General features: G+C 31.0%; 16 protein-coding genes. 1 reads left to right on the forward strand and 15 read right to left on the reverse strand.

Features of this window, described 5'->3' with window-relative positions; genetic code table 11:
* Positions 1 to 65 precede the first annotated feature (65 nt).
* From rbr to B2P65_RS09670, 7 genes are all read right to left on the reverse strand, one after another.
* Positions 66 to 728 (reverse strand): rubrerythrin, encoded by a 663-nt coding sequence (rbr, locus tag B2P65_RS09640; RefSeq protein WP_346880059.1) that lies wholly within the window; start codon positions 726 to 728, stop codon positions 66 to 68.
* 199 nt (positions 729 to 927) lie between these two features.
* Positions 928 to 1,827, reverse strand: a complete 900-nt coding sequence (locus B2P65_RS09645) for a zf-HC2 domain-containing protein (protein WP_346846400.1) — start codon at positions 1,825 to 1,827, stop codon at positions 928 to 930.
* Positions 1,824 to 2,309 (reverse strand): RNA polymerase sigma factor, encoded by a 486-nt coding sequence (locus B2P65_RS09650; protein ID WP_346877037.1) that lies wholly within the window; start codon positions 2,307 to 2,309, stop codon positions 1,824 to 1,826. Before B2P65_RS09650 ends, B2P65_RS09645 begins: the two co-directional genes overlap by 4 nt.
* A gap of 503 nt (positions 2,310 to 2,812) precedes the next feature.
* Positions 2,813 to 3,052, reverse strand: coding sequence for a thioredoxin family protein (locus B2P65_RS09655; protein ID WP_035135794.1), 240 nt, complete (start codon positions 3,050 to 3,052; stop codon positions 2,813 to 2,815).
* An 80-nt stretch (positions 3,053 to 3,132) separates the two neighbouring features.
* Positions 3,133 to 4,137, reverse strand: coding sequence for a permease (locus tag B2P65_RS09660; RefSeq protein WP_346846398.1), 1,005 nt, complete (start codon positions 4,135 to 4,137; stop codon positions 3,133 to 3,135).
* A gap of 332 nt (positions 4,138 to 4,469) precedes the next feature.
* Entirely contained in the window at positions 4,470 to 6,140 is a 1,671-nt protein-coding gene (locus B2P65_RS09665) for a ribonuclease J (protein WP_346846397.1), read from the reverse strand.
* A gap of 27 nt (positions 6,141 to 6,167) precedes the next feature.
* Positions 6,168 to 6,365 carry a helix-turn-helix domain-containing protein gene (locus B2P65_RS09670; RefSeq protein ID WP_198028608.1) on the reverse strand — a complete coding sequence of 66 codons (198 nt, stop codon included), beginning with the start codon at positions 6,363 to 6,365 and terminating at the stop codon, positions 6,168 to 6,170.
* Positions 6,366 to 6,720: 355 nt separating this feature from the next.
* On the opposite strand from B2P65_RS09670, the gene B2P65_RS09675 reads away from it, so the two are divergent.
* The gene (locus B2P65_RS09675) at positions 6,721 to 6,963 is read left to right on the forward strand and encodes a hypothetical protein (protein ID WP_346846396.1); all 243 of its coding nucleotides are present in this window, start codon (positions 6,721 to 6,723) and stop codon (positions 6,961 to 6,963) included.
* 201 nt (positions 6,964 to 7,164) lie between these two features.
* On the opposite strand, the gene B2P65_RS09680 is transcribed toward B2P65_RS09675, so the two are convergent.
* The 8 genes from B2P65_RS09680 to B2P65_RS09715 all read right to left on the reverse strand — a co-directional run bounded on the left by B2P65_RS09680 (position 7,165) and on the right by B2P65_RS09715 (position 15,545).
* Complete coding sequence (locus B2P65_RS09680; protein ID WP_346846395.1) at positions 7,165 to 8,961, reverse strand: ASKHA domain-containing protein; 1,797 nt, start codon at positions 8,959 to 8,961, stop codon at positions 7,165 to 7,167.
* Positions 8,962 to 8,963: 2 nt separating this feature from the next.
* Positions 8,964 to 9,983, reverse strand: a complete 1,020-nt coding sequence (locus tag B2P65_RS09685) for a methylcobamide:CoM methyltransferase MtbA (protein WP_346877041.1) — start codon at positions 9,981 to 9,983, stop codon at positions 8,964 to 8,966.
* 15 nt (positions 9,984 to 9,998) lie between these two features.
* Entirely contained in the window at positions 9,999 to 10,652 is a 654-nt protein-coding gene (locus tag B2P65_RS09690) for a corrinoid protein (RefSeq protein ID WP_346880060.1), read from the reverse strand.
* Between the two features lie 45 nt (positions 10,653 to 10,697).
* Positions 10,698 to 11,768, reverse strand: coding sequence for a uroporphyrinogen decarboxylase family protein (locus tag B2P65_RS09695; protein ID WP_346879249.1), 1,071 nt, complete (start codon positions 11,766 to 11,768; stop codon positions 10,698 to 10,700).
* A 35-nt stretch (positions 11,769 to 11,803) separates the two neighbouring features.
* Positions 11,804 to 12,673 (reverse strand): uroporphyrinogen decarboxylase family protein, encoded by an 870-nt coding sequence (locus B2P65_RS09700; protein ID WP_346879250.1) that lies wholly within the window; start codon positions 12,671 to 12,673, stop codon positions 11,804 to 11,806.
* A gap of 17 nt (positions 12,674 to 12,690) precedes the next feature.
* Positions 12,691 to 13,602, reverse strand: coding sequence for a GTP-binding protein (locus B2P65_RS09705; protein WP_346880061.1), 912 nt, complete (start codon positions 13,600 to 13,602; stop codon positions 12,691 to 12,693).
* Between the two features lie 290 nt (positions 13,603 to 13,892).
* A complete protein-coding gene (locus B2P65_RS09710; RefSeq protein WP_346877045.1) occupies positions 13,893 to 14,579 on the reverse strand; it encodes a phosphatase PAP2 family protein in 687 nt (228 codons plus the stop codon).
* A gap of 201 nt (positions 14,580 to 14,780) precedes the next feature.
* Entirely contained in the window at positions 14,781 to 15,545 is a 765-nt protein-coding gene (locus B2P65_RS09715) for a class I SAM-dependent methyltransferase (RefSeq protein WP_346880062.1), read from the reverse strand.
* Positions 15,546 to 15,554: the final 9 nt, after the last annotated feature.

Raw genomic sequence — 15,554 nt, forward strand, 5'->3', positions numbered from 1 at the left:
AAGAACTATCCATCAATATTAATATGCAAAATAAAAAAACCGCCACAATAAGTGACGGCTTAAAATTAATAATTTTCTTTTCTAACTTCGAAATAACTTTGAGAATATTTACATACAGGACAAACTTCAGGAGCCTTTTTTCCCATTATAAGATGTCCACAAACACGACATTCCCACATAGTTTCTTCACCTTTTTCAAATACCTGTTGCATTTCAATATTTTTTAGTAATTTACGATAACGCTCTTCATGAGATTTTTCAATAGCAGCCACTCTACGGAATCTTTCAGCTAACTCCTTAAATCCTTCCGCTTCTGCATCCTTTGCAAAACCATCATACATGTCTGTCCACTCATAGTTTTCACCTTCAGCTGCATGTAAAAGATTTTCAGCAGTGTTTCCTAAATTACCCAACTCTTCATACCATATACGAGCATGCTCTTGTTCATTTCTAGCTGTCATTAGAAAAATTTCAGCTAACTGATCGTATCCTTCTCTTTGTGCAATATTGGCGAAGTATGTATATTTGTTTCTCGCCTGGCTTTCACCTGAGAAAGCTTCCATCAAATTCTTTTCTGTCTTTGTTCCTGCGTAAATATTTTTAATCTCTTTTTCTTCTTCAATTTTAACAAATACTGAGGCTGGTTGTTTACATTTAGGACATCTAAAACCTCCTGGCAACTCCCCTTCATGAATATAGCCACATACTGAACAACGATATCTTACCATTTTTTATTCCCCCTAGTTTTAAATTCTTTATTTGAAATTTTAATTATTTATTTTTTCACAATTCATTCCTACTATTTCTTATTATACCACATAATATTTAATTTCCCAATACTAATTAGGTTCTCGAAATTTTATAATAGAGGGTATATCGTGCGTTTCTGTTACCAGTAAATTAAATTTTTAAAAACCTACTTAAATATTAGTCCCTTTTACCATTTCTATATTCTCTCATTAAACTGATAGCAGATAGGAATCCAATGTACAGTGGAATCATCACTAGCAAGATTGCAAAAAAATCCCTTGCTGCAGAATATGATGACGTTGTAAATCCTTTAATACAAAGATGGCCTAAAAAATATGATATAGGCAAAAATAGAATTTTTATTGTCACATTTTTTACTTTTTCATATCCTCGGAATACAAACATAATTATTCCACAAAGCATTACCAATGCTAAGTCAATAACTAAATAATATGCCAAAACAAGTCTTGGCAATGTGAAAACACCTCCACCAGGATTTTGGTCATTACCATATATTAATCTATCTTCACTTCCATTAGTCATATAATAGTAGACGGAATCTACCACTTCACCATTTGGATTCAAAACAGTATTATTTGCAGGATTTTTAGCAATACTTCTGTTCCAAATACTATCCCATGCAGTTATATTGTAAACATAACCTGTGTTGTCATCATTAGGATAACTACTTATATCATATCCTGATACTTTATCACTGAATAAAGCAAGTACCGACCCATTATCCTTTTCTATTAAGGATACTGTGCCTTCACTATAAGGAATATACTTTGGCGCAGTAAAAAAAGCAATTGTAATTGAAGCAATAACTATGGTCAACATAACAGAAAAAATAATTGTTTGGAGTTTTTTCTTACGCAAAGTAGCCTTTAGATTTCTCAGTGGGGCTACATCTGTATCTATAGGTGGATTATTATATAATTTCATCTCATCAAGTTGCTTTCTACAATCCTCACAAAAACTAATATGCTGTTCCACAATAATGCAAGTATCATTACTGGCAATATTTTCTAGATATAAAGGCAAAAGATCTCTAATCACATTACAAGGTACTTTCATTTATAATCCTCCATTCGCTCTTTGATCTTATTTCTAGCCCGGTGATACGTAACGCAAGCCCAATTATCACTTTTTCCAAACAAACAAGCAATCTGTTTGAAGCTCAATTCTCCAAAAACTCGCAGTGAAAATACTTCTTTATATGGTTCGTCAAGATTATGAAGAATTTCGTGAATTTCCATAGATTCTTCTGTTGAAGATATTATTTGTTCAAAATTAAAATTATCTTTTTGTTCAGAAAGTTCATCTAAATGTATAGTTTTTTTCTTCTTGCGCAGAAAAGAAAAGTAGCAATTTTTTGCAATTTGACATAACCACACTCGTATATCACAGTTACCCTTAAATTTTTCAATAGATTTTATTGCCTTCATAAATGTTTCAGCTGTGATATCCTCTGCTATATGCCTATCTCCAGATAAACTATATATATACAAAAAAATATCTTTAAAATAATTATTATATATATCCTCAAACTCCGTCACTCTATCACCTCCTCACTTATAAGACGCTTTTGATTTGATTATCTTACACTAATATTAAAAAAATTTAAAAGCTAAAGAGAATTATCCATATATTTTTCAATTTATTCCATTATTACTCTGATGTACATTATGTCATAATATCCATTAATTATAAAATCATTAATATAATAAAATACTCTGCTATACTCAAATATATTGTCTTATCTTATGGTTCTTACAATTTTCTTGAATTAACAATTCTTTTTTACAATTAAGTTTTTTAGAACTTTATTTATATTAGAAATGAACCAATATAAACAAACAAACTAAGACCTATAGGTTATCTAACTACCATATCACACGTATTACGAAGAATGGTAATAGGAAGACAACCCATAGGTCCCTAAAAACTTGCTGAGAAGCTTTTATTAGTATTATATATACTCCAATATATTAATTTATTATTTAAAGACTATTCCCTAAGATAAGCTACAAATTTTTTCCAATAAAGACATAAGGAATTTTTATTTAGAACTTTCAAGAATCTTTATAATTTCTTTTGGTTTTAATACCTTTCCAAAGGAAACAACTTTTTCATTAATAACTAGTGCTGGAGTTGTCATTACTCCATAAGCCATAATATCCTTAAAATCCATAACTTTAATTATCTCAGCTTCCTTCCCTGTTTCTTTTAATGCTATTTCAGTATTTTCTTTTAATGTAATGCATTTTTTGCATCCTGATCCTAGAATCTTAATTATCATACATATCACTCCTTAAATATTATTTTAAAAAATCTAAATAAAACAAATTCTATTAAAATTAAATATATAAATATATATTCTTATAGTAGAAGATACCCAAAGGCATTAAAGACATAACCTATGATAATGATTCCTATAGTAACAATTCCTACGAATATACCTAATAGTTTTGGTTTCACTACTTTCTTTAGCATAATCATAGATGGAAGGGAAAGTGCAGTTACACCCATCATAAATGATAAGGCTGTACCAATTCCTACTCCTTTAAGTACCAATGCTTCTGCAATTGGTAGAGTTCCAAAAATATCAGCATACATAGGAACTCCTACAAAAGTTGCTATCAGAACAGAATACCATTTATCCTGACCAAGAACAGCAGTAATTACATTCTCTGGAATCCAGTTATGAATTGCAGCTCCTATTCCTACACCGATTAAAATATATAGCCATACTTTTTTTATAATGTCCAAAACCTGATTTTTAGCAAAAATCATCCTATCTTTTTTAGTCAAATCTTCTTGCTCTACTTCAATCATCTTATTGTTAAAAACGAAGGACTCTACATATTTTTCAAGTTTCAACTTGCTAATAATTGAGCCTCCAATAACTGCAAGAATAAGACCTACAACAACATAAGCAATTGCAATCTTCCAGTTAAATATGCTTGCAAGCAAAATAACAGAAGCTAAATCTACAAGAGGTGAAGATATTAAGAATGAAAATGTAACCCCAATTGGTAGACCCGCACTAGTAAATCCTATAAACAAAGGAATGGATGAGCAGGAACAAAAGGGTGTAACAGTTCCAAGTAAGGCACCCAATATATTTGCCCAAATACCATTAAATCTTCCTAAAATTTTCTTAGTTCTCTCTGGAGGAAAGAAACTTTGTATATATGAAATTAAGAATATTAATACTGAAAGTAGTATGAATATCTTCATAACATCATATATAAAGAAGTGAATACTTCCTCCAATTCTGCTACTAACATCTAGGCCAAATAAATTTTTTACTATAAGTGTAACTAAATTACTAAGCCATTCCATTTTCAATAGTTGATTATTTAACCATTCAAATACAAACACATTCCCATCTCCTTAAATTATATTTTTTAACTTTAATTAATTCCAATATTACAAAGTGAATTTTTTACTTAACTCATTTTAAAAGTTATATAGATAATCGTCTATATCCATTATATGACTACACATAGATAACTGTCAATATGTTTGCAATTATTATTTTTGAAGTTAAATTAAATAAGACAACTTACAATTAGTGAAAATAAATCACTTAATATACAAAACTAAAATAAGCTTTGAATCTTATTCACTAGATTCAAAGCTTATTTAATTTCTATTATGTTATCTTCTTAAGGTTTTTTAATAAAAAATTCTATTTATTATTGTTTTAAATCTTAAACTTCCATAATTATTGGCATAATTATTGGTCGTCTTTTAATCTTCATATATATGAATTGTGATAGAGAATTTTTAACTGCAAATTTTATATTTCTTCTACTCATATCTTTAGCTGCTAATTTCTTTTCAACTTCTTTTAATACAATGCCCCTTGCATCATTAATGATGTTTTCTGATTCCCTAACATAAACAAAACCTCTAGTTATTATGTCTGGTCCTGCTACTATAGTATAAGAATCTTTTTTAATTGTAATTACTACAGTTAGAATTCCATCTTGTGCTAATAATTTTCTATCATGTAATACACTACTTCCAACGTCTCCTACACCTAGTCCATCTACCATTATTGCTCCTGTTTTTACTTTACCTGATATGGTAGCAGCTTTGCTGTGCACTTCCAATACATCACCAACTTGGGATACAAATATATTAGACTTATCCATACCTAGCTTCTCAGCAAGTAATCCATGCTGCATTAAATGACGATACTCTCCATGAACCGGCATAAAGTATTTTGGTTTAACTAAAGAGTGTATTAGCTTTAATTCCTCTTGACAAGCATGCCCTGAAACATGGATTTCTTCTAAGGAATTATATATAACTTCAGCACCCCTTTTAAATAAATCATTTATTACATTGGATATACACTTTTCATTTCCTGGTATTGGAGATGCAGATATAATAACCAAATCACCTTTTTCTACTTGTACACTTCGGTGTATTCCTGCAGCAATTCTTGTAAGCGCTGACATCGGCTCACCTTGGCTACCAGTTGTGATTATTGTAATGTTTTCACTATCGTACTTACCAATGTCATTTATACCAACAATACTCTCTTCAGGAATGTTTAAATACCCAAGATTCATTGCTACTTGAGATATTTTTTCCATACTTCTTCCACTAAAGGCTATTTTCCTTTCATAGAAAATAGATGCATTTACAATCTGTTGTAGCCTATGAATATTTGATGCGAAGGTTGCCACTATTACTCTTCCTGTTGCTTTACCAAAAATCCTATTAAGGGATTCTCCAATTACCTTTTCTGATATGGTATACCCTTGACGTTCCACATTAGTACTATCAGCAAGTAGCAATAATACCCCTTGCTTGCCCAAAGTTGAAAGTCTTTGTAAATCCATAACCTCTCCATCAATTGGAGTATAATCTACTTTAAAGTCTCCAGTGTGAATAACTCTACCAATAGGTGTATGCACTGCAATAGCACAGGAATCTGCAATGCTATGACTATTTCTTATAAATTCTACACTTATATTTTCTAATTTAATAGTATTTCCAGCTTTTACAACATTAAGGTCACAATCTTTTAGTATATTATGCTCTTCTAATTTACTTTCCACCAATCCTAAAGTTAGACGGGTCCCATACACTGGAACATTAAGTTGTTTTAACACATAAGGTAATGCACCTATATGATCCTCATGTCCATGAGTCAAGAAAAAACCTTTTACTTTATCCTTATTTTCTAGCAAATAAGTTATATCTGGAATAACTAGATCAACCCCATACATATCTGGCTCTGGAAATGAAATTCCACAATCTATTACAATAATTTCATCCTTATATTCTATAACTGTTATATTTTTACCAATTTCCCCTAGTCCCCCTAGAGATATAACCCTAATTTTATTTTTAATCTTACTTTTCAAAACATATCCTCCTATTATAAACTAAGTTTATATTCTTTCTCCTCGTTTTAACTTTTCAATAAACTCAGTTAAATCACTTCTTTTTACTCTCCAATGCCTACCAATTTTAAAGGCTGGAATTTTCCCTTCTTGTACTAGTTTATATGTAGTAACTTCACTTATTTTGAAATATTCTGCCACCTCACTAACAGTCATAATCTCATTATCACTCATATTATCATTCATTAAAATTTACCCCCATTTATGTTTAGGATCTTTCTATTTGCTTTTAATTTAAAATCTAAATATGTTAATTCACAAGTTAAGCTTTCTACTTACCCTTGACTTATTCAATTATTATCACTTATATATTATTATATATATATAGTTATAATTAATCAAGTTAGATTAAACTATACTTTAATTAGTTATATTATATTTCATATTATTATGTTAAAATATAAATGATTATATTTAATTATATTTATACCCAAATACAATTAAATTTATTCCCAAAGGTATAAAACACAGTTTTATAAAATATAAGGAGTAATATAGATCATTCTTATATTTTATAATTTTACTTTAAGGAGGCTTGGATATGGATTTTATAAAAAACAACTATAATACTCTGCTTATGGAATGGATAAGATTAAAAACAAAGCAAGCAGTTATTGAAAATTCCCAAGATGGAACTTTAGAAAAAATAGAGGAAGCATTGTTAAATTTAGATATAATTGATATTGAACTTATTAATATTTCAAAGGATTACTATACTTTAAAATTTAAGCATGGAGGCTTATCTAAAATTAAGCAATTTATTTCACAGCAAATAGAGAGCTAACAACTTAATAATTGAAACTCGACTCACTGCGTTCGCTGAGTAAGTGATTCACACCAAATCATAGATTTGGGTTCTCTACTTAAATGAGAATAAAAAAATATATGAATTACCTATGCTTTTTCAAAGGTAATTCATATATTTTTATTTTATGACCTATGTTCTATGCCATATGCCTTTTATTTATATGTTTTATAGAATCTATTATTTATCTCCAAATAAAAGACATTGTGAAAATAATTTTTCATATCCCTCTGAGGCACCAAGTTCCATGTATTCCATTTCACCTGCTAATTCCTCTATTTCTTTCTTAACTTTAACAGACATAAGTGCCATGTATGCTCCAGTTTTGGAAGAATTCCCTACATATACTAGTTTATTCTTTACCTCTTCTGGCAAAATTCCTGTTCCTACAAGGCTATCTGCTGGAAGGTGAGCGCCAAATTGTCCAGCTATCATCACCTTATCTAATTCACCCATATCAATCTTAGCCTGTTTTAGCAAGGCATAAAATCCTGAAAGCAGAGCTCCTTTTGCTAATTGTACCTGACGAACATCCCCTTGAGTTATTAGTAGCTGTTCTGGAGTACCTTTTAAAATAAATTCTCTTTTATTCCCATTTAATTGTATCATCTTATATCGATAATCAGATTCCTCTAGTTGTTCTTTTTTTATAAATGCTCCATTGTTTTTTACAATTCCTGTTCTAAGAAGCTCTTTCACTACTGCTAGTATCCCACTTCCACATATCCCTATAGGGTCTTCCTCTCCTATAACCTTAAGGTCTATTCCATTTTCAGTGATTTCCACACCTTCAACAGCGCCCTCTGCTGCTCTCATCCCTGAACTTATATTCATTCCTTCTAATGCTGGTCCTGCTGCACAGGAACAGGAAAGTAATCTTCCACCCTTAGATAAAACTATCTCTCCATTAGTTCCAATATCTATAAATAGTATATTTTCCTCAGCTTTATGTAATTCACAAACATAGGCACCTGCCACTATATCAGCTCCAATGTAAGAGGATACAGAAGGAAGGCAATATACTCTTGCACACTTAGCAGCCTTTATCCCAAGGTCACTTGCTGATATGTTTTTTGCCTTTGTAAATATAGGAGCGTAGGGAGATTTTCCAATTGATGTTGCATCAACACCTAAAAGAAAATGCATCATAGTACAGTTTGCAGCAATAGAAATTTCATAAATATTTTCTTTCTTTACTTTTCCCTCACTACATAACTCTTCAACCATTTCATTAATAGCTTCTACAATAGTTTTCTGTAACTCTTCTTTTGAACCCTCTGGATGTTCTAATTCATAGGTTATTCTAGTTAAAACATCTAGCCCAAACTTCTTTTGGGGATTAATTCTTGAAGCTGTAGCTAATTCCTCACCATTGTTCATATCAATTAATGCTGCAACCACCGTTGTAGTTCCGATATCAATGGCAACACCATAAAGAAACTCAGTAGTATCACCTGCCTCAAGGGCAATTAACTCGCTGTCATTAAATACTCCAGTTACAGTTCCATAGCTGCTTTCATAGTCCCTTAGCAACTTCCAGTTGACCTTTTTAGACCCAAGTGCCTCACATAAAGAATCTTCAAAAGGACTTTGTTTTTCTAAAGTAGGCATTTTTATTTCAAAGATTTTTTTAGAAATTGTAGGATTAAACTCAAATTCAGGTACATACCCAGTAGTAAGTATTTTATGCTTTCTTTCCTTTTGCAGAATTTCAATTGTAATATCTTCTTTTGGTACTACCAAGCAGGAAAGTCTTATGTCTGCGTTTATTTCATCTTCTTTCAATAGCTTTCTTTCCGTTGGCGAAAGTGGCGGAAGATTTCCTTCCAACACCCTGACCTTACATTTCCCACAAGAACCATTTCCATTACAAGGATTATCTACAAAAATATCATTTTCTAATAATAGCTGTAGTAAGTTTTTCTTTGGAACATACTCAAAGTCCTTACCTAACTGTTTAATAAAAATCTTAGGCATTTCTATAGCATCTCCTTTTTTAAAGTCTCAAGGATTGCTTTGACATTTGTAAGAGGAGATTTCATTCCAAGTCCACAGGCAGGTGAAATTATGTTCACTCCATCTTTAACACATTTTTTAGTCAAATCAGAAACCTTCTTAGGCTCTCCAAATTCAATTGTATAGGTACTCACATTACCCATAAGTAATCTATCTCCTAAATTCTTTCGTGCCTCACTCATACTAACAATGGAGTCAAAGCTTAGAACATCACTTTTTATTTTTTTTACCTCTTTATACACATTTTTCATTTGGCCACATATGTGCACGATAGTTTTTCCCTGTACTTCTTGAATAGCATCCACTAGCTTATTAATATATTTCACAGCAAATTCTTCAAATAGCTTAGGTCCTAAGATTTCACCAGTTCCACTAGGGTCAGAAATAGCAATTATATCTGCCCCTGCTTCTATTTGCTTCTTTGCAAATAAAATTAATTGATCGGTAACATAATCAACATATTTGTGAGCTTCTTCATTGTTTTTTCTCAGCTCTTTATAAAATACTACAGGTTCCATAACAGAACTAGCAGTGCTTATTGGCCCTGTTAAATTCCCTATTATAGGAACATTGGTCCCCTTTGCTTTTAATAATTTAATTGCATCAATAACTACTTTAGCTCTTCCCTCCTGAAAATTAATCTCGTGGAGTTTCGTCCATTCCTTTACTGAATCTATCGCATACTCCACAACATGAGGTTCATATATGTTTGACCCCATATTCACAGTTGCTCCAAACTCTTCAGACTCAATGGTCATACAAAAAGGAACTCCATAATTTTCAAAACAGTCCTTTTCATATACTGCAGTAGCTAAATCAGCCATAGTTTGCGCATTACTATGAGCCTTTGAAAAATCTATTCCAAGGTCTTCAATTACTTCTGTTGTAACCATGTTCATCATGCCACCAGGACAAATACATGGAACTCTATCAACCTGTTCTCTGTTGAAAACCATATTTAATCGTTCTCTTGGAGATATCATATTACATCCTTCTTTCTAAGCTATATTAAGCATTTTTTTTGCTAATTTTACTGCCTCCACAGCATTGGAACTGTACCCATCTGCACCAATGGTATCTGCAAATTTTTGAGAAATCGGTCCTCCACCTATAAGGACTTTAACTTCATCTCTAATTCCTGCTTCCTTTAACAATTCAATAACTTTTCCCATTCCTGACATAGTTGTTGTCATTAAGGTTGACATGCATACAAAAGAAGCGTTAACTTCTTTAGCTTTGTCTACAAAACTTTTAAGCGAAACATCCCTTCCTAAATCAATCATTTCAAAACCAGCAGTTTCCATCATAATTTTTACTAGATTCTTTCCTATGTCATGGGTATCTCCTTCTACAACTCCAATAACTCCCTTTGGCTTGCTATTTCCTTCTTCTATAGGAAGATGAGGTCTTAATATTGATAGCCCTTCATACATTGCATCTGAGCATAGTAATACATCTGTTACGAAATATTCTTCCTCTTCATATAATTGACTTGCACGGTTCATACCATCTACAAGTCCTTCCATAATACCATCAAAGGCTTTATACTTTGCCTCTACATATTCCTCACAGGCTTCTATTACCTCTTCTTCTTCCATTTCTAATACGCCATCAGATAATCTTTTTAATAACTGTTCTTTAGATGCTGTCATTATTATTCCTCCATTTTAATTACAAAATTTTTCAAACATATATTTTTACATGAAATTTTTCGGATCTATTGGCCACTTTCCATATTTTCTTGCAGAGGCCATAAATTGATCAATATTCTCTAAAGGAACATTTCCTGAAAGGTCACAACCTGATGCTAAAATATAGCCACAAGGACTATCATAAGCCTTTTGCATGCAAGTTTTTACTGCAGAATCTACCTCCTGTGTACTTCCTAAAATTAGAACTTCTACTGGGTCTACATTACCTAGAATTGGAACTTTATCCCCTGCTACTTGTTTTGTGTAAGCTAAATCAACTCTATTATCTATACTTAACATATCGCAACCGGACTTTACCATATCCCCTACTATTGATGTTGTGTCTCCACAAATATGGTAACAAACTAAGCCTTTTGCCTCATGAATATCCTGCATTAAATCTATAGTGTAAGGTAATACAAATTCTAAATATTGTTTTCTATTAAGAATTGTTCCTGATGCAATTGGGTCACATAGCAATATAAGAACACCTCGTTTTATAAATTCTCTACATATCATCTTTAATGCTTCTGTGCAAAACTTAATTAACTCATGTACTTTTTCTGGATTTTTTCTAGTTGCTCTTAAAAAATTTTCTGTTTTATAAATACTTGCTGCTGCAGTAAAGGGTCCAGATATTAAAACCCCTGTTGGAACCTCTTTACCTAGCTTATCAATTAATATTTCTGCAGCCTCAATATGTAATTGGAAAAGTTTATCGTTTTTTAATTCTAACTTTGACATATCAAGTTTATCTATATCATTTAAATCCTCTAAAACATAACTCATAATTGCTGGTACAGATTCCTCTGGATCATTCATCTTACTACCTAATGCAATACCTACACCATGTAATCCATATTCAACCACTAATAAATCGTTTCCAAACCTTTCATAACAAGCTATCTGTGCTTTAGCTTCATTTAACGCACTACTTCTTTTCTCTTTGTGGGTCATTCCTAATGCTAGTCCAGACATAGAGCAAGCTACAGGCATTGCAAGTATTCTGTCCATAGGTTTTCCTGTCATGAAGGCATTTAACCTTTCAATTGGGGTCATTTTATCATCCTTGTGCATATACAACCATCTCCTTTTTTTAAGGTGTTATTTATTTATAGTAATTCAAGGGTTTTAATAACCCCATCTTTTAACTGAAAGTCTTTATTTTTCATGCATGTTTGTCCAACAAACTTTGCTAGTCCTATAGCCTTTATGCAACCTTCTTCATAGTTTAAAGGTCCTCCTAAAGAAACATCCTTCCACACTGCTTTATCAGTTCCTAATAAAGAAAAAGTAGTTTTCGGACAAAGTACTATTATGATTTCTTCATTTATGATTTTATCCATTGTTTTTAATAAAGGATAAGTAAACATTTCCACTACTTGTTCTGCAAACTTAGGTCCAAGAATATTAACTCCCCCAGAAGAGTCTGCATAGCTAATGATGTTTACCCCTACTTTTTGTGCTTCTTCTATAAATTCAATTATTTCATGTTGAAATTTATTAAAAACTTCCCTAATTAACTCTGGATTCTTTCTAAAAGTTTTGAAAACAACCCTTGGTTCAATTAAAACATTCATTATTGTAAATGGTCCCGAAACATTTAAAACCACATTTTCACCTTGTTCTCTCAAAGACTTACAGGCTTTTAAAACTTCGGAAATTCTTCCCTTTGAAAAATCAATTTTAGGTAAATCTAGCAGTTCTTCTGTAGTTGTACAAATATATTCTTTGGCTCTTGGTCCTATATTCTCATCCCCAAGATTAACTTTTCCCCCTAGTGCCTCCCCTTCCACAGTATGACAGAAGGGTAGTGTACAAACATTGTCCTTATAGTATTCCTTAAGCTCCTTTGCAAGTGTCACCATACTATCCCAATTTTTATAAGCATCAGGAAATTTCAAATTGGTTTTTTCAATAATTTCTTTACTAATTCCCTGTTCATTACCATATGTACATTTATAATCAATTATTTTTCCCATGGTACCCCCCTAATTTATTAATAAAAAATTCCTACTATTTTTTTCTTATCTAAGTTACTGCCAATTACGGTTACCTTTGTAGTTTTTACCGTTTCTAAATACTCCCAATGATAATGATGTGGGGTATAATCAAAGTAAACCAGTTTCTTTGTAGAAAGCTGAACAATTCCCTTAGCTCTTACAATAAAACCATACTCCTGTTGATTTAAAGAAAGTAATACTTTATCTATTTCTTCCTCTGAAAAAGTCCTTAGCTTATCTATAGAAAAAGTTTCAAACATCTTATTAGCTGCCAAAAAGGCAGGCCTATCCTTTAACTCAATTTCATAGGATTCCATACTGTTTATTGTTTCAACAATTTCTTCCCCTGATAAAGAAATCCATGGCTCTTTAAAAATTGTAGCCTTGGGATTTATTAAACTTATTTTCTTAATAATCTCTTCAACTTCACTATCCACTAGATTCTCAAAATGACTTAAAAAAATCATCTGAGCATTTTCTATTTGATCTAAATAAAAACTTCCAAAGTTCTCACTGTAATCATTGAAGGAATCTACATCTACAATGGTGATAACATCCTTAATCTTTATATTTAAGGTTGAATTTGAGGAAACCCTATTACAAACCTTTAGTATATCTGATAAACTACCTACACCTGAAGGCTCAATAAATATATTATCTGGTTTATACTCTAAGACTAATTCCTCTAAGGCTTTATTAAAATTTTCTTTAACTGTACAACAAATACATCCAGAATAAATCTCTTTAATTGGAAGACTATGTTGTATTAAATCCCCATCAATACCAATATTGCCAAATTCATTTTCAATTAAAGCATTACTTCCTTGCATATTTGGAATTACTTTATTTAAAAATGTTGTCTTTCCACACCCTAAAAATCCCGAAACAATATTTATGTTAGTACCCATAATTCCCCTCCATACATCAATACTTTTAATTATATATTTTACACTTAAGGCAGTCTAATTTGAATTTCAAATAGAAAGTTGTCATTCAATTGAATTTACCTATACATTAAATTTCATTATATTTTCATTTGTAGCTTTAATATGGGAATTAATTACATGGATTTCTTTGATATGTTGTAGTTACCCAGCACAAAATTAAAAATATGTTTATAAAAGAACAAGAAAAATGACACATAAAAAGACCCCTCTCAAACATAAGCCTGAGAGGGGATAATATCACAACTTCATAGTTATTGTGCCATACCCTTTTCATCATCTTTCTTTTTATTTTTAATAAATCCCTTTAGGTAATGTTTATTGTAATATAAATATTCTATAATCTTATAAACAGCCTCCACTAAAACTAATCCAGCTAACAAATCTATAATCACATGTTGTTTTACAAATTGAGTTGAGATTATAATTAACCATCCAACTATATTAAATCCAATCTTATATTTTGTTGGCATATTTTTAAGCTTATTTATTCCCTTTAAAGCTGAAAAAGTTGCTGCTACATGAATACTAGGAAAACAATTATAGGGGTTGTCCCTACTATAAATAAACTTTACAAAATTGCATAGAAAATCATCATGGATTATTATTGGCCTTGGAACATAGGTTTGAAAGTTTAGATAAATTATAAGACAAATACAATTAACTATATTTAAAGTCAAAAGTGAAATGAAATATCTTTCCTCATCACAATAACACATTATTATAAGTGAGATTATTAAATTTGGCATATACATCATATATGGAAGAATGAATACACTTACAAAAGGAATTAAATCATCTATATCTGTATATACGGAATGTAATTTGGGATTCTGATAATTATTTATAAAAAAATAGCATATACTACTTATTCCTATGGAAAATATCCATAAATATGGTTTTATAGTTTTCACATTATATTTTTCTAGTAACCATTTCATAAATTTCACCTTCATACGAGAATATTATATATTAATATTATATTATTTGTAATTTTTTATCTACGTTAACATTTATAATTAATCAAAAATTTAAATATAATTTTTTATATCTACTACACAAAGCTATTACTTTTTCGTATTTGATCACTCCCTAAAGGAAAAATCCCTCAGACCGTAGTCTGAGGGAACATTAATATATTTCTATTTAATAGCAACAGCTTCAAAGGTAACGACTTGCTCAGAATTCGATGGATACTGACCAAATTTATAGTCTGAAGAAATCACAATATTTTTAAATCCTATACTTTCAAGTATTAGTCTGAACTNNAACTCTTCTACACCATACCATCTTAATGGGAACCGCTCCAATTCAGTTTGTAAAAGTACCCCTTCACGCCACTTTTCATATCTCCCATGGGAAATGGTATATTGATTTATATAGTCAACCTCTACAATTTTATTTTCTAATGTGATTATATCTCCATTAGAGCAGTCCCAAGTTTTTGTGGAAACTGTACCTGTTGAAATATCTGTTTGCAAAAATATATCAACAATTAATCTACCACCATTAGACAAATGCCTATAAAAGTTTTGTAATGCTTTTATTGAATCTTCTCTATTATGTAGTAGAAGGAAGGTTCCAGTTGGCACTATAATAGCATCATATTTTGTATCTTGTGAAAAAGACTCCATCTTACCTTCAAAAAGTTTAGGATTCAAACCTCTTTCTTTACAATTATGCTCACATATATTTAACATATCTTTTGAAATATCAAATGCATCCACATTTAATCCTTTTTCTAAAAGCGGAATTAATATACGCCCCGTTCCTGTTGCAGGTTCAAGAATAGGTCCTTTACAAGACTCTAATCTATTCATGTAAAATTCTACATCTCCAAAAGAATGCCCTATAGGCTTATCCATATCATATACTTCTGAAGATAATCTACCATAATAACTTAACATCATTTATCA

The sequence above is a fragment of the Clostridium sp. UBA3061 genome (genome assembly GCF_002367465.1).
GTDB classification, from domain to species: Bacteria; Bacillota; Clostridia; order Clostridiales; family Clostridiaceae; genus Clostridium_J; species Clostridium_J sulfidigenes.

What these genes read in the sequence shown, in the direction of transcription:
- B2P65_RS09655 (WP_035135794.1), bottom strand. Translation starts at nt 3,052, where the DNA reads ATGATAATTAAGATTCTAGGATCAGGATGCAAAAAATGCATTACATTA.
- B2P65_RS09695 (WP_346879249.1), bottom strand. Translation starts at nt 11,768, where the DNA reads ATGCACAAGGATGATAAAATGACCCCAATTGAAAGGTTAAATGCCTTC.
- B2P65_RS09685 (WP_346877041.1), bottom strand. Translation starts at nt 9,983, where the DNA reads ATGATATCTCCAAGAGAACGATTAAATATGGTTTTCAACAGAGAACAG.
- B2P65_RS09690 (WP_346880060.1), bottom strand. Translation starts at nt 10,652, where the DNA reads ATGACAGCATCTAAAGAACAGTTATTAAAAAGATTATCTGATGGCGTA.
- rbr (WP_346880059.1), bottom strand. Translation starts at nt 728, where the DNA reads ATGGTAAGATATCGTTGTTCAGTATGTGGCTATATTCATGAAGGGGAG.
- B2P65_RS09675 (WP_346846396.1), top strand. Translation starts at nt 6,721, where the DNA reads ATGGATTTTATAAAAAACAACTATAATACTCTGCTTATGGAATGGATA.
- B2P65_RS09670 (WP_198028608.1), bottom strand. Translation starts at nt 6,365, where the DNA reads ATGAATGATAATATGAGTGATAATGAGATTATGACTGTTAGTGAGGTG.
- B2P65_RS09710 (WP_346877045.1), bottom strand. Translation starts at nt 14,579, where the DNA reads ATGAAATGGTTACTAGAAAAATATAATGTGAAAACTATAAAACCATAT.
- B2P65_RS09705 (WP_346880061.1), bottom strand. Translation starts at nt 13,602, where the DNA reads ATGGGTACTAACATAAATATTGTTTCGGGATTTTTAGGGTGTGGAAAG.
- B2P65_RS09700 (WP_346879250.1), bottom strand. Translation starts at nt 12,673, where the DNA reads ATGGGAAAAATAATTGATTATAAATGTACATATGGTAATGAACAGGGA.
- B2P65_RS09645 (WP_346846400.1), bottom strand. Translation starts at nt 1,827, where the DNA reads ATGAAAGTACCTTGTAATGTGATTAGAGATCTTTTGCCTTTATATCTA.
- B2P65_RS09680 (WP_346846395.1), bottom strand. Translation starts at nt 8,961, where the DNA reads ATGCCTAAGATTTTTATTAAACAGTTAGGTAAGGACTTTGAGTATGTT.